A 13,473-nucleotide genomic window follows, 5' to 3' on the forward strand; every position below is an offset into this window, starting at 1 on the left:
GCAACGCAGAGAGGGTTAAGGTCCGCTCACCAACTTCCGGTAAGCCTAATGTGTAAGGATTGCGCGCCGCTCAAATGCTGCAACGCGAACTAGCAAAGCGTTAACGGCACGGAGCCGTTTGTTCGGAACCAGATCCGCGTGCTCACGTCCGTTTGACCGTCGAGCTGCGAAAAATCAGCCGGTTTCACCGGAACGTCGGACGCTCTCGGCATTTAGCCCCCGTCAATCACAACGGGAGCCACAATCATGAATATCAAACTCCTCGGCGCCGTCGCGATCGCGGCCACCACTCTCGCGGGCCCTGCAATGGCACAGACGGTGGTCAATAATCCGGCCCGCTGCTCGGCCCAATTCGCTAACGCCAACTGCCAGAACCTCGGAGCGGGAAACCCGTACACCGACAGCCGCTATCGCCATCGCCGCGTCTCTGCGCGCCAGACCAATGGCGACTGGAATAACGACTGGAACAGGAGCCGCACCGGCTTCTGGCCGACCGACGTCGCAGCGGGTGTGGCCGGCGCCGCCATCGGTACCGCCGGCGCGATCGCAAGCGCTCCGTTCCGCGCCTTGGACAATTCCTACGCCTACGACAATTCGTGGGACAACCGTGGCTGGGACAATCGCAACTGGGACACGCGCACCTACGCCCAGCGCAACGGCTTCGTCTGCACGCCCGGCACCTGGTTCAAGGGGCAAGACGGCCGCCAGCACATCTGCCAGTAAGGCGATCTAGCGCGAACGCGACACATCAGGCGGTGGATCAGGCGGCTCTTGGGCCGCCTGATCCACGTCTGCGACCACCACGTTCGGGTTCTGGCACTTTCCGATCAAGTCTGGTATTGCGGCGCGCACGGGCGGACAGCGTCGGCACAGGCCGGTCCCTGCCCCGCTTCATGAGCGTCGCCGGCTTAGCTCAGCGGTAGAGCAGCGGTTTTGTAAACCGAAGGTCGGGGGTTCAATCCCCTCAGCCGGCACCAGCGCTCGATGCGATCCTCAACTTGAAGTCTTCGGCACACTGCTTTGCTGGAAGTGCTCGACCGCGGCACCGTTGACGTCGACCCAGCTGTGCTTCGACCGCTCGAAAACCGATCTGATCGGCGCCGGAAAATTTGGGTCCGCGATCGCACCGACGGCAACACCGATCATCGCCGGCAGATTGTCGGCCTTCCAATACACGGTCGAGCCGCAGTCCGAGCAAAAATAGGAGCGGACCATACCGCCGCTTTCGGCGGCACGAACGTACTCCTTCGGCGTTCCCGAGATCGTCACCGCCTCAGCCGGATAGAATGCACCGACGCCGAACGGCGCGCCCGTGCGCCGCTGGCAATCGATGCAATGACAGGCCGCGACCAACCCGGTCGGCCCGGGAAGCGAAACTGAAACAGCGCCGCATCTGCATCTGGCGTCGATCATCGAACCCACTCCATTGCCTCACACTGTCGAATGCCCGGCGCTTTGTTCCACCGGGGGCGCCGTGATCGCCTCTGCCAGGAGTGAGTCAGGCCAATCCCACGCCATCAGGCGGCAATTCATCCAGCCGCCACAGCCCGACGCTCTTGTCGCGCCAGCCACCGTCGCCCTCCTCACAGCGCTCGTTGATCAGCGCGCGTGGCGCGGGCCAGTCGAACGGCGCCCTTTCCATGTTCAGCGCGCGCCAGTCGCCGTCCTCGCAATCGCGATTTGCATCCCATTCGGGAAATGTCGTGACCAGCAGAAAGTGCGCGCCGCTGTCGGCAAAGCGGCCGACGGCGCGGGCGATGTTGTCGAAGCTCAAATGAACCAGGCAGTCCCGGCAGAGAATGACGTCCGCGCGCGGCAGCGCATCGCGCGTGATGTCGGCGACGAGAAACCGGCCGGCCAGCTCGCCACGCGCCACGCGCTGATTGTTGGCCTCCACCAGCGACGGCACGATGTCGATGCCGGTGTAGTCGACATCGAGCTTCATGCGGCCGATCCAGCCGGCATCGCCGCAGGGCGCATCGAGCAGCGAGCGCGCGCCGAGCCACCGTAACAAGGGAGGAAGCTCCTCCCGGATCGCAGCCGTCGCCGGGTCCTCCGAGCCGAGGCCCGAGACCGAGGTGGCCGCGCCCCACAGGTTCGTCCGCTCGATCCGTTCGAACCGTGCGGCAAGATCGAGGCCGGCAAACTTCTCGCGATCGGCGACGAACCGCTCATGCGCGAGCGCGGGTGGACGGTTGGCGATCATCGCTTGAGGCTCACATCAAAATTCCGTCGTCGGCTCACCATACATGCGACGCATCACGTCCGAAATCTCCCTCACGCCGGCTTCTGCCACTCCATGATGTGGAAGTAAGGCACCCGTCGATGAAAGGCATTCCTGTCGGGGTTGCCGCCCGCGGGCTCCGGCTCGACGAACAGGCGCAATTGGAGGCCGTGATCGAGCAGGAGCGTCATGTAGGTGCTGAGCGGACGATGCCAGTTCTGGACCCGGATGCCGCGCCAGCTCACCCAGGTCGCCCGTTCGTCCATGTAGTGATCGATGGTGAAGCGCAGGACGCCCTCGCCGTCGCGCGTCCAGCCTTCGGGCGGGCCTGCGGTAATGAAGCTGGTCAGATTGGCGATCAGCAGCGTGCCGCCAGGCCGCAGCGCCGCCGCCATCTTCGCGATTGACGCGGCGAGGTCCGGCATGTCGATCAGGCTGAGATAGCTGACGACGAGATCGAAATCGGCGTCAGCGTCCATGGTCTCGGCGCGGCCAAGCCGATAGTCGCCGGCCGGATCCAGTTCCCTGGCGCGCGCAAGCAGGGCTTCGGTGGGATCGATGCCGGTAGTGCGGATTCCGGCCCGCTGCATGATGCGGCAGAAGCGCCCCTCCCCGCAGCCGACGTCGAGCGCGTTGCAAAAACCGCGGCCTCCGATGCGCTCACGCATGGGCGCGTCCAGCACGAAGCGGCGGCCATAGTCGCCATCATCACCTTGTTCGACGATCCAGGCGGCCGCGGACGCGGCCCAGCCGTCGCTGACATCCTCGCTCATGGGTTGACCTTCGGAAATGGATGTTGCCGCTTGCCTCGCGGGGACGGCTACTGACCACAGATTGGATCAGAGTTCAACATCAGGTAGCATGCGCATCCGATGCGCTCGACCACCCCCAGAGAGAAGGCCATGATTGCCGCCGGCGCGGTGACGGCCGTCGTGATGACGGCCGTGCTGTTGGTCCTCGCGCTCGGTTTTCTGCTGGCGTGATCGAGCATGATCCGGAAAAGTGTGCAGCGGCTTTCCGAAAAGATCATGCCCAACAACAACCTAAAGCGCGATCTCGTCGCGCTTTAGAACGCGCGGCGGAACGTGCGGCCGCGCGGACTTACGCCGCGCGCACCGTCCGGAGGAATTTTCCGACTTCGTCCTTCAGCCGGTTGCTGTCGGTCGCCAGCATCTTGGCAGTCGAGAGCACCTGCGAGGACGCGGAGCCGGTCTCGGCCGCGCCGCGCTGCACGTCGGTGATGTTGGTGGAGACCTGCTGGGTGCCGTGCGCGGCCTGCTGCACGTTGCGCGAGATCTCCTGGGTCGCGGCGCCCTGCTCCTCGACGGCCGCGGCAATGGTCGAGGACACCTCCGACAGCCGCTCGATCGTCGCGGAGATGTCGCGGATCGCGTTGACGGAGTCCTGGGTCGCGGACTGGATGCCGGAAATCTGCTGGCTGATCTCGCCCGTCGCCTTCGCGGTCTGCTCGGCTAGCGTCTTCACCTCGGCGGCAACGACCGCGAAGCCGCGGCCGGCTTCGCCGGCACGTGCCGCCTCGATCGTGGCGTTCAGCGCCAGCAGGTTGGTCTGGCCCGCGATGGTGTTGATCAGCTCGACGACGTCGCCGATGCGCGTGGCCGCGACCGAGAGCTCGCTGACGCGCTCGGTCGTGGTGCGGGCCTGGGTGACGGCCTCGCCCGCCATCCGCGCGGATTCCTGCACCTGCCGGCTGATCTCGTTGACCGAGGAGGACAGCTCCTCCGTGGCGGTCGCAACCGACTGCACGTTGCCGGTGGCTTCGCCCGAAGCGACCACGACCACCGAGGTCAGCTCCTGCGCGCGCTGCGCGGTGGTGGCGAGCGTCGAGGACGACGCTTCGAGCTCGGTGGACGCCGAGCCCACCGTCTCGATGATCTCGCCGACCGCACGTTCGAAGCCGTCGGCAAGGTTGAACATGTCGCGCTTGCGCTGCTCGGCAGCCTGCTTCTCCGCTTCGACCTGCGCAGCCTTGAGGCGCTCGACCTCGATCGCGTTAGTCTTGAACACTTCGACGGTCCTGGCCATGTCGCCGATCTCGTCGTGCCGGTCCTTCTCCGGCACCTCGGTCTTGAGATCGTTGCGGGCGAGGCCCTCCATGGCGAGCTTGAGCCGGGCGACCGGCTGCGACATCGCCTTGAGGCCGATGAACAGCGCAATCGCGATGCCGACGATGAGGCCGCCGGCGCTGACGCCGATCACGGTCCAGGTCGCGGACTTGGCGTCACGCTCGAGAGCGTCCTTGCGCTTGGCAGCCAGCTTGCCGGTCTCGGTCGTGAACTGGGCGATGCGCGCCAGGGCCGCGTCGATCAGCGGGTCGCACTCCTTGTGCGCGCGCTGGGAGGCCCTTGCATTCTCCTCGGTGCTGCTTGCCTGGGTGCCGGCCAGGAGCACGGGGTCACAGCCGGCAAACACGGCCTTCAACTGGTTGCCGAGGCTCTTGATCTCGGTTGCGCGCGACGGATCGTCCTGCTCTGCCGCGTCCAGGAATTGGCGGATTTCGTCCCGGTTCTGGTTGGCGGTCTTGAGGCGATTGGCGTTGCCCGCCTCGGTCGTCTCCGTGAAGATCGCATAGAGCGCCGCGTGATAGGTCTCGGCCCGGCGCTGCGCGCGCGACAGATTGAGTGCGGAGGATTGCGCGGCGGCGAGCTCGCCGAACCCGTCGACGGTCGCCGAAAGTTCACGCGTGCCGAAGGCGGCGACGGCGACCATCGCACATCCCATCACGGCCACGATCAGCGCGACCTTCCACACGATTTTCAGATTGTTCAAGAAGCTCATCTCTCAGCCGTCCCAATGATTTTTCTGCCGACGCGTAATCCCAGCAACGGGCATTGGAACCGGTGGACGTTAAAATTTGATGCCAAATGCCCTGAATAGTCATACGGAAAAATAACTATTCGGGTGCCGGCGTAAGCTTCGCGTAAGCTTCGGCCCGTTTCGGGATGCACTCCGGGCGCTGGCGGAACCGGTCGCCGGCGTCAGCCGTTGTCGGTCCATGCTGATCAAGGAAGAAAACCGAAACATGTTTCTGCTGGCGACGGTGACGCTGTGCTGTGTCGCCGTGGCCGGCACCGTTGCGCTATTCGAGCTGGCGCCAGGGCCGGCTCCGGCAACGCAGGTCGCCGAACGCGCGACGATCGACGTGGGCGATCCGACACCGGTCCGGGTGGTCGGGGCGCCGTTCGCACCCAACGTCAACCCGCGCGAGCGATAGCGCTCACGTCGGCGATACCTCCGTGCCCGCCTCGGGCCGGCCTTGGGCGCGCGCCAATTCCTCGACGAACGCGATCACCTCCGCCCGCTTGTCGGGCGGCAGTGACAGGAACGCGCGGATGAGCCTCAGGCCCTGCGCTTCCTCCGACTGGTTGCTTTCGGCGTCCATCCCGTCACTGTCGGGCGTTCGGGAAAAATATGCAATCCCCCATACGGTCTGCCTGCTTGATTCGGCCGGCCAGCTTTGCTGGAATAGCCTTCAACAGAGGTGGACCATGAAGTGGATCAGGGAGCGCGACGCACTGATCGCGCAGACAATGGCCTTCGTCCAATCGGTAACCGGCAAAAGGGATGACGCCCATCCGCCGGAGACCCCAGCGGCCGCGCCGGAGATCCCAGCGGCTGCGCCGGAGGTCTCGGCGGGGATCGTCACCGTCGAGACCGTTGCCGCCCAGACCTTCGCCATCGAGATCGAGCCGCCGCAAGTCGTCCCGCCGCTCCCGCCCGTCATCATTCCGCCGGCGCGGACAGGCGGCGATTTCCGTTCCGAGATGCAGGCCCGCATCGCCAATTTCCGCAAGCATCAGGAGCGGTTCGAGCGCGAGCGCGAGGAATATTGCGCGGCCACCCTGATCAAATTGCGCGCCGCCATCGGCGACGCCTCCCCCCGCCCTCCGGTAGAAAAATGAGGCAGCGACCGCCTCACCGGTCCTTATAACCAGGACCAGACCAGCCAGAGATTGGCCGCACAGGCACCGAACAGCGCCACCGTCAACGGCAGGAGCATGTGCCCGCAGGAGGTTTTCAGGTCGCTCGTCATGACCGAAAACATCCGCTGATTCCGGCAAATGAGTCCCGGGGATTCTTTTTTCGCGGATTCAGGACTCGTTAAGGACTCAGGGCCCGGCCGCCCGATCACGGCCCCGTGATCGCCTCTCCGGCCGGAACCCCTCGCCCCGTGACTCGTTAACGCGTTTTCCCGGAGCGGAAGAATGCCGTACGCCCTGTTCTGTAACGATGCTCAAATCAGCAAGGCCTATCCCGATGAGGCCGACATCTGGAAGCTCGCGCAGCGCAGCGGACTCGTCGTGGATATCAGCGCCGATGACGATCGCCCCGGGCCGCGCCGGGTGCTCGACAACGACTACGAGATCAAGCCCTGCCGGGCAGCGCAGGGCGAAGACCCCGCCAGGAATAAGGCGGAGGCTGAACGGCAGTCCAGGCTGGAGCTCGAGCTGAATTCTTGAGGTCGGCCGGTAAGGCCGGAGAACTCGGGAAAGATCTCAGGGCGTCGCGGTCGCGAGCGAAGCCTGCTCGCCCGCCATTGCCACGCAGGCCTTCCGGCGGTGCAGCCCCCGGATCGCGCCCGTCACCTTCAGCACCTTGCCGGATGGGCAGGAGGCGTCCTTGACGAAGGCCACCTCATAGGGTGCCAGCATCAGAGGCTCGGATTTGAGGATTGTCTGTGCAGAGCACGGCAAAGAAATGAAGCACGAGAGCACACCTGCCGACACCAAGATACGCATGTCTGTCGTCCCACCAGCCCGGTAATTCTCATATAACGCGTTCCGGAGCGCGAGTTCCGTAAGCGTCAAAAATTATTTTTGCTTTACGCCCGTCCGATGACGGGCGTGAGAAGGCTCGCGTCCAACTGTTTGCCTGCAAATGACGCGCCAGATGGTTCACGCAAAGCAAACAAACGAGCTGGCAAGCAACGGACCGGCAAGCGAGGGCCTGGCAAACGAAAGGCCGGCGTGAGCCGGCCTTTGTCTGATCGTGGTGTCAGATCCTGGTCCTGGGCGGACGGTCAGTAGCGCGTGGCTGCCGGACCGCCCCAGCCGAAGCGGTAGTTCACACCAACCTTGACGGTATGCTCGTCCTCCCGGCCCCGGACGCCGACGATGTCGGCCGGACCGGAGGTGAAGGTCGTGCTGCCGAAATTATAGTACTGGTACTCGGCTTTGGCCGACCAGCTCGGCGCGAACATGTATTCGAGGCCGGCGCCGACGGTGTAGCCATCCTTGCTGTTGCCGGTGGTGGTGAAGGCCTGCGGCACGCCGGCGATGTTCACGCCAAGGCCGCCGTTGCGCCAGGCATAACCACCCTTGGCGTAGAGCAGCGTCGGTCCCCAGGTGTAGCCGATGCGGCCGGTCACCGAGCCGAGCTGGTCGGTGTTGGACGTCACCTGCGTGCCCAGCGGGAACGTGACACCGTTGTTGTTGGTCGGCAGCCAGGAATACTGGGCCTCGATACCCACCACCCAGTTGGGGGCGAACTGGTAGTCGAAGCCGCCCTGCACGCCGCCCAGGAAGCGGGCGTCGCTGGACTGGAAGCTGCTGTCGCCGGCAAACGCACCGCCGACATGGCCGCCGATGTAGAAACCGGTCCAGTTGTAGATCGCCTGCGGCGGCGTATAGGCCGGGGCCTTGGTGTAGGGGCGCGGCTGCATATCGGCTGCTGCAGCCGGCGCGGCCAGCGCAAGCAAGGCGACAGCGCCCAGCAAGATCGTCTTCATGGTCATCCCCGTTCTTTCATTTACGACACTCAGCAAACAACGTGGCGTGAATTGGGTTGCTTCGCGGCGATGCCGGAACGTTGATCGTTCGAGACTGTGACGGGGTGGCAACAACGCGATTTTGTTCCGTCACGTCGGCTTGCGCCGACCAATTTTGTCGTAAGCGCAAGGTCTTCCGTACGATTTGTCGCAAGGCGGAACCACCCCGTTCAAAGCTCGCCGAAATGTGATCCAGCGGCTCCGGCAGCCCCTGTCCTAGCAGCAAGCGATGAAAGCGCGCTTTGCCCTATCGCGTCATGTTTTCCAGTTCCGGAAAGGGTACGTAAACCGCGCCGGCGCAGAGTTCACTGGCGCGGTCGATGACGCGATCCGCCCGACCGTTGACGAAGATCACGGCGCGCTCGCGCATCCCCTTGGTGCTGCCGTCCGTCTCGCGCGGGATGAAGCGCAGGCAGCTGACGTAGAACTGTCGCCCGCCGACCTCGCGCTGCACCGGCTCGGCCATGCTGGCCTCGCGCACCCCGACGGGATTGTTGAGATAGCTACGCATCAAGGCGAGCGTGTCACTGCGGAAATTGTCGGGATATGGCTGCGGCCCTCCGGCCTGGCCCCCCTCCATCAGTGACGGACGATCGCCGTCGCTGCCGAAACATGCCGCCAGCGTCAACGGCAATGCCAGGATCAATGCCAGGCTCGCCGCACGTCTCGCCAATCGCCCCACAGCTCACGCTCTCCGCTCGAACAGACTCGGAAGACGTTCCAGCCCCAAGGTTGCAATGATGCATGTCTAGAGGTGTTTTGCCCGACGAGTCAACGGATTCGCAAAATCCGTAGAGCCATGCACGCAAGCCATTGATTTACCTGTGGCCGGCTACTGTGCATGGGGTTGTTTTCGCGGTTTTTGTTTTGCGGTCGCGAAACGCACCGGCCCGCCGCCAGCACCTCGCGCTCTCGCGCAAGGCATGACGAACGGGCCGGGCCTGACGTCCGCACGCGGCAGCGGGGCAATGCCAGGGATGCCGCCGCGCGCGGGATCAGTCTTTAGCTGCGCTTGTCGACGGCCGCCGGCTTGGTCACGTCAGGCTGCGCCTTCAGCGACTTCTTGGCCGACAGATGCTTGTTGTGGTGGCGATGCTTGCGCACGGTCTTGTGCTCGTCGGGCGTGACCGCGGCATTGGCGTTCATCGCCTTCGACTTGGTGTCCGCCTTGGCATCCGCCTTGACGTCGGCGGCCTTGGTGTCGGCCTTGACGCCGGCATCGGGTTTCGCGGCGGTGGTCGAGGCCTTGGTCTGGCTCTGGTCCGCCTTGATCACCGGCGCGGTCGTGGTGGTCTTGCCGGCCTCGGCCGCGAAGGCCGGGGCTGCGATCACGGAGGCTGCGAGCAAGGCTGCGGAAATGGTCTTCAACATGGTGTGTCTCCTCTTGGAAGGATCTTGAGGCGGCGCCCTCTCGCCAGCTCTTCGATCGTGGGTGTGAGCCTAGGTGCGGCGCGCTGAACCCATTCTGAAGCCGGCTGCCAGCTTCCGTTCATCTCGATGACAAGTTTGTCATCTTGCGGCAGGCGAATAGACCGGGCCGGCCGGGAATGTTTTTGCCCGCCGGGTGTTCCGGTCTTCAGGCAATCGTGTAGGATCGCCACGTTCCATACGGGAGAACTTAGATGCGCAGACTCTCAATGCTTCTGGTGCCGGGACTCGTTTCCATGACGCTGGCAGCCGGGCCGGTGCTGACCAGCGCCTATGCCGCGGGCAGCGACGAGCCCTCGCCGCCGAAGTCGGACACCTCGACCAAGAAAGAAAAGAAGAAGAAGAGCTCCTCCGTCAGCGATCCCAAATTCCTCGCGGCCTATCGCACCGCCTACACCACGATCTACGACAACCACGATTACACCGGCGCGATCGACCAGCTGAAGTCGCTCAAGCGCGACGACGTCGCCGACGTCGCCAACCTGATCGGCTATTCCTATCGCAAGCTCGGCGACTACCAGTCGTCGAAGGTCTATTACGAGCTGGCGCTGAAGGACGATCCGAACCACGTCCGCACCTGGCAGTATTACGGCCTCTGGCAGCTCGAGCAGGGCAACCGCGAGCAGGCGCAGTATCATCTGAACAAGATCGCCTCGCTCGCCGGGACCGACAGCTCCGAGTATCGCTCGCTGGCCGCGGCGCTCGACAAGCAGACCGGTGCGACGCTGGTCTACTAAAGACTTCGCATCTTCGAACGACACGAACGGGCACAACCTTACGGGTTGTGCCCGTTCCGCTTTCTCGGCTAGCCTCCCGCACCAATCCTCCCTCGCAAATCGGTGCGCAATGGACCCGTGGCTGCGATCCGCGATCGACTACATCGGCTCCTGGATCGAATTCCAGCAGACGACAATCCAGCAGCCGGGCGTGATTGTCGCGTTTGCTCATCGTGGCGAGGTCGTCGCCGAGCACGCTTTCGGCCTCGCCAATCTCGACACCGGCGAAAAACTCACTCCGCGCCACCGCTTCCGCATCGCTTCGCATTCGAAGAGCTTCACCTCCGCCGGCATCATGAAGCTGCGCGAGCAGCGCAAGCTCCGGCTCGACGACACAATCGGCCAATATGTTGACGGCCTGCATCCGCGCGTCGCCGAGACGACGATTGCGCAAGTGCTCTCTCACAGCGCGGGGCTGACGCGCGACGGCGCCGATTCCGGTCAGTTCATCGACAGCCGCCCCTATCTCGACGCCAGGGAGCTGCTCGCGGAACTGAAACTGCCGACCGCGATCGAGCCCGGCACGCGCTTCAAATATTCCAATCACGGCTTTGGCCTGATCGGCCTCGTCATCGAAGCCGTGACGAAGGAGCCCTATCCGGTCTGGATCAAACGCGAGATCATCGAACCCGCGGGCCTGCGCGAGACCGAGCCGGACGCACCACTGCCCAAGGGCGCATCGTTCGCGCGCGGTCACACGCGCAAGCTGCCGCACGGAGAGCGCTGCGTGGTCCCCGGCGACAATCCCGCGCACGCGATGGCGTCTGCCGCGGGTTTCGTCGCGACCGCCGGCGATACCGCCCGCTTCTTCGCACAGCTCGCGCCCAATGCGAAAAAGAGCGTGCTGTCGGCCGCGAGCCGCCGCGAGATGACGCGAAACCATTGGCGTGTCCCGCAAAGTTTTGAGGCCTATTACGGCCTCGGCGTCAACGCCGGCAAGACCGACGGCTGGGACTGGTTCGGCCATGGCGGCGGCTTCCAGGGCTACATCTCGCGGACCTGCTCCATCCCCGCTTGCGAGCTCGCGATCAGCATCCTCAGCAATTCCATCGACGGCGCGGCGCCGTTCTGGATGGACGGTGCGATGCAGATCCTGCGCGTCTTCAAGACACGCGGCGCGCCCGACCGGCGCGTGCGCGACTGGACCGGCCGCTGGTGGACGATCTGGGGCGCAACCGATCTCGTGCCCGCGGGCAACCGCGTGCTCGTCGCCAATCCGCAGTTCAACAATCCGTTCATGGACGCCGCCGAGATCGAGGTGACCGGCCGCGAGACCGGCAAGCTCGCCTGGGCCGCCGGCTACTCCAGCCATGGCGAGCCGGTCCGCCGCGTGCGCGACAAGCGCGGCAAGGTCAGCGACATCTGGATTGCCGGTGCCAATATCAAGCCGGCCAAAGTCGTCGCACGCGAGATCGAGCGCAGATACACACCGCGCAAGCGCCGGCCTACTCCCTGATCAGCGCCTCGACCTCGCTTCGAAACGCTTGCCGCGAGCCGTCGCGCGAATAGAACATGTGGCCGCCGGGATAGACGGCGAATTTCACCCGCTGGGTCGCGAAGGCGGGCAGTTGGTCGAGCACCCGTTTCGTTCCAAAATAGGGCGTGGCGAGATCGAACAGACCGTGTGCGACCAGCACGTTCAGCTTGGCGTCGGTCGCAAGGATCTGGCGCAGCTCGGAGACCGACTGCGGCGGGTTGATGCCGCGGCCGAAATCCCAGTGGCCCTCGACGGCGCCGTTCAGGACCTCGTAGGAGCCGTCGGGCCGCCAGTTGAGCTTGCGCGAGAGGACATCGACCGCGGCGCTCGTCAGCGGCGCCTGAAGCGCGTCGCCCGAGGGGTCGCCGAAGCGCGAATTGCCCGAATCCGGATAGGGATCGAAGCCGCGCACCGAGGCGTCGTAGCGTCCCGTCACCTTGCCGTTCCTGCGGTCGAGCTCGCGGCGGAATTCGCCGACGTCGAAGCGGCCGGCGAGCCGGCGGCTCACAGCCTGGTCGATGCCGGTGAGCTCGGCCACCTTGTCGGCGAGCCGGTTGGTGGCCTCCTTGTCCGCCTCGCCCTTGACGAGATCAGCCAGAAATTCGCCTCGCGCGTAGGCCTCAACGTCGGCGAGATCGGCGCGCTTGACCGGTCCTCTGGCTTCGCGCGCCACCGCGACATAGCTCGGCAGCGTCGCGACATATTGCAGGAGGCTCGTGCCGGTGAACTCGCGGAAGTCGAGCAGCGGCGACACCAGGATCAGTCCCTTGGCGCCGACGCCGTGCTGGAGCTGCAACTGGCGCACCACCTTCGGGCCGCGAATGCCGCCATAGCTTTCGCCGGCGACGTATTTCGGCGATGTCAGCCGGTCGTGCTTCTCCAGCCAGCGGCGGATCACCAGCGCGATCGAATTGACGTCGCCGTCGACGGAGTAGAACGATTTGCGCGCGTCCTCGCCGCTCGCAATGAGGCGGCTGTAGCCGGTGCTGACGGGATCGATGAAGACGAGATCGGTGAAGTCGAGCCAGGTCTCCGCGTTCGGCTTCACCTCGGGCGAGGCCGATGGCGACAGGGCTTCGCCGTCGAGCGGCAGCCGCCACGGCCCGGCGGCGCCGAACTGGAGCCATGCCGAGGACGCGCCGGGTCCGCCGTTGAACAGGAACGTCACGGGGCGCGTCGCGCGCTCGGCACCGTCGAGCTCATAGGAGGTATAGGCGATGTCGGCCAGCGGCTCGCCCTTGCCATCGAACACGCGGATCGAACCGGCGGTCGCGGCGAAGTTGAGGGTCCGGCCGGGCAGATCGAGCGTCTGCTTCGTGGTCGAATCCGGTGGCAGGCGGTGGAGCTCGGCGGCGGACGATGAATTCTGCGACGCGCTTTGCGCACCGCCGCGCCCGCCCTTCTGTCCGGCCGCCGCCGCCTCGGCGCGCTGTTGCGGCGGATCATCCGCGCGCGCTAATCCCGCGAGCGCAAAAGCCGACACCGCCAGCACCAGGGTCGCGCGACGGAACGCCGGCATATTCGTGACCATGATCGTTCTCCCTGCCCGGCTGCGAGAGCCGGTGCGGACCGCAAGGCTAGCGCGAAATTGCGACGGTTTGGGGGATCATCGGTCCGGCGTCCCCTGAAGGGGCCGATCGGGCGCGAAACGACCCGGTTTTGTGCTCAACCCGGCAGTCACCCGTTTGCCTTGAAGGGCGGTCATCCTCGACAATGGAGCCCCAGGTCGTATAGACGAGCCCGGCGGAACTTTCTCCAGCCAACGGCCCTGCCCGAAAAG

The 13,473-nt window shown here is 65.0% G+C and carries 16 protein-coding genes and 1 tRNA gene; 7 read left to right on the forward strand and 10 right to left on the reverse strand.

From position 1 onward, the window contains the following. Window positions 1–246 precede the first annotated feature (246 nt). Both I3J27_RS23510 and I3J27_RS23515 read left to right on the forward strand, forming a co-directional pair. The gene (locus I3J27_RS23510; protein WP_270160772.1) at window positions 247–723 is read left to right on the forward strand and encodes a hypothetical protein; all 477 of its coding nucleotides are present in this window, start codon (window positions 247–249) and stop codon (window positions 721–723) included. Between the two features lie 179 nt (window positions 724–902). Then, window positions 903–977: transfer RNA gene (locus I3J27_RS23515), tRNA-Thr, on the forward strand. 16 nt (window positions 978–993) lie between these two features. Here the strand turns inward: I3J27_RS23515 and I3J27_RS23520 are convergent. The 4 genes from I3J27_RS23520 to I3J27_RS23535 form a co-directional block, all read right to left on the reverse strand. Beyond that, window positions 994–1,413 (reverse strand): GFA family protein, encoded by a 420-nt coding sequence (locus I3J27_RS23520; protein WP_270160773.1) that lies wholly within the window; start codon window positions 1,411–1,413, stop codon window positions 994–996. A gap of 85 nt (window positions 1,414–1,498) precedes the next feature. Further along, complete coding sequence (locus I3J27_RS23525) at window positions 1,499–2,206, reverse strand: class I SAM-dependent methyltransferase (protein WP_270160774.1); 708 nt, start codon at window positions 2,204–2,206, stop codon at window positions 1,499–1,501. Window positions 2,207–2,277: 71 nt separating this feature from the next. After that, complete coding sequence (locus I3J27_RS23530; RefSeq protein WP_270160775.1) at window positions 2,278–2,997, reverse strand: class I SAM-dependent methyltransferase; 720 nt, start codon at window positions 2,995–2,997, stop codon at window positions 2,278–2,280. A 328-nt stretch (window positions 2,998–3,325) separates the two neighbouring features. Then, entirely contained in the window at window positions 3,326–5,023 is a 1,698-nt protein-coding gene (locus I3J27_RS23535) for a methyl-accepting chemotaxis protein (protein WP_270160776.1), read from the reverse strand. Window positions 5,024–5,240: 217 nt separating this feature from the next. Here I3J27_RS23535 and I3J27_RS23540 point away from each other — a divergent pair, with 217 nt between their 5' ends. Beyond that, complete coding sequence (locus tag I3J27_RS23540) at window positions 5,241–5,459, forward strand: hypothetical protein (RefSeq protein ID WP_270160777.1); 219 nt, start codon at window positions 5,241–5,243, stop codon at window positions 5,457–5,459. A gap of 3 nt (window positions 5,460–5,462) precedes the next feature. Here the strand turns inward: I3J27_RS23540 and I3J27_RS23545 are convergent, their stop codons facing one another. After that, window positions 5,463–5,627 carry a hypothetical protein gene (locus I3J27_RS23545; protein ID WP_270160778.1) on the reverse strand — a complete coding sequence of 55 codons (165 nt, stop codon included), beginning with the start codon at window positions 5,625–5,627 and terminating at the stop codon, window positions 5,463–5,465. 106 nt (window positions 5,628–5,733) lie between these two features. Here I3J27_RS23545 and I3J27_RS23550 point away from each other — a divergent pair, with 106 nt between their 5' ends. Continuing rightward, on the forward strand, window positions 5,734–6,147 hold the full coding sequence (locus I3J27_RS23550; RefSeq protein WP_270160779.1) for a hypothetical protein: 414 nt from the start codon (window positions 5,734–5,736) through the stop codon (window positions 6,145–6,147). Window positions 6,148–6,450: 303 nt separating this feature from the next. Beyond that, window positions 6,451–6,705, forward strand: coding sequence for a hypothetical protein (locus tag I3J27_RS23555; RefSeq protein ID WP_270160780.1), 255 nt, complete (start codon window positions 6,451–6,453; stop codon window positions 6,703–6,705). A gap of 36 nt (window positions 6,706–6,741) precedes the next feature. Here the strand turns inward: I3J27_RS23555 and I3J27_RS39110 are convergent, their stop codons facing one another. The 4 genes from I3J27_RS39110 to I3J27_RS23575 form a co-directional block, all read right to left on the reverse strand. Further along, the gene (locus tag I3J27_RS39110; RefSeq protein ID WP_306416989.1) at window positions 6,742–6,984 is read right to left on the reverse strand and encodes a DUF6719 family protein; all 243 of its coding nucleotides are present in this window, start codon (window positions 6,982–6,984) and stop codon (window positions 6,742–6,744) included. Between the two features lie 281 nt (window positions 6,985–7,265). Next, window positions 7,266–7,973: an outer membrane protein gene (locus I3J27_RS23565; RefSeq protein WP_270160782.1), complete on the reverse strand. Its 708-nt coding sequence runs from the start codon at window positions 7,971–7,973 to the stop codon at window positions 7,266–7,268. Window positions 7,974–8,259: 286 nt separating this feature from the next. Further along, the gene (locus tag I3J27_RS23570; RefSeq protein ID WP_270172867.1) at window positions 8,260–8,655 is read right to left on the reverse strand and encodes a hypothetical protein; all 396 of its coding nucleotides are present in this window, start codon (window positions 8,653–8,655) and stop codon (window positions 8,260–8,262) included. A gap of 359 nt (window positions 8,656–9,014) precedes the next feature. Beyond that, a complete protein-coding gene (locus I3J27_RS23575) occupies window positions 9,015–9,383 on the reverse strand; it encodes a His-rich protein BRANT (RefSeq protein WP_270160783.1) in 369 nt (122 codons plus the stop codon). A 251-nt stretch (window positions 9,384–9,634) separates the two neighbouring features. Between I3J27_RS23575 and I3J27_RS23580 the strand changes: the two genes are divergently transcribed. Then, window positions 9,635–10,177: a tetratricopeptide repeat protein gene (locus I3J27_RS23580; protein WP_270160784.1), complete on the forward strand. Its 543-nt coding sequence runs from the start codon at window positions 9,635–9,637 to the stop codon at window positions 10,175–10,177. A gap of 109 nt (window positions 10,178–10,286) precedes the next feature. Continuing rightward, entirely contained in the window at window positions 10,287–11,672 is a 1,386-nt protein-coding gene (locus I3J27_RS23585; RefSeq protein ID WP_270160785.1) for a serine hydrolase domain-containing protein, read from the forward strand. Here the strand turns inward: I3J27_RS23585 and I3J27_RS23590 are convergent. Further along, entirely contained in the window at window positions 11,662–13,224 is a 1,563-nt protein-coding gene (locus I3J27_RS23590; RefSeq protein WP_270160786.1) for a S10 family peptidase, read from the reverse strand. The two genes, I3J27_RS23585 and I3J27_RS23590, sit on opposite strands and share 11 nt — an antisense overlap. Window positions 13,225–13,473 lie beyond the last annotated feature (249 nt).

This window comes from Bradyrhizobium xenonodulans (assembly GCF_027594865.1).
Classification (GTDB): domain Bacteria; phylum Pseudomonadota; class Alphaproteobacteria; order Rhizobiales; family Xanthobacteraceae; genus Bradyrhizobium; species Bradyrhizobium xenonodulans.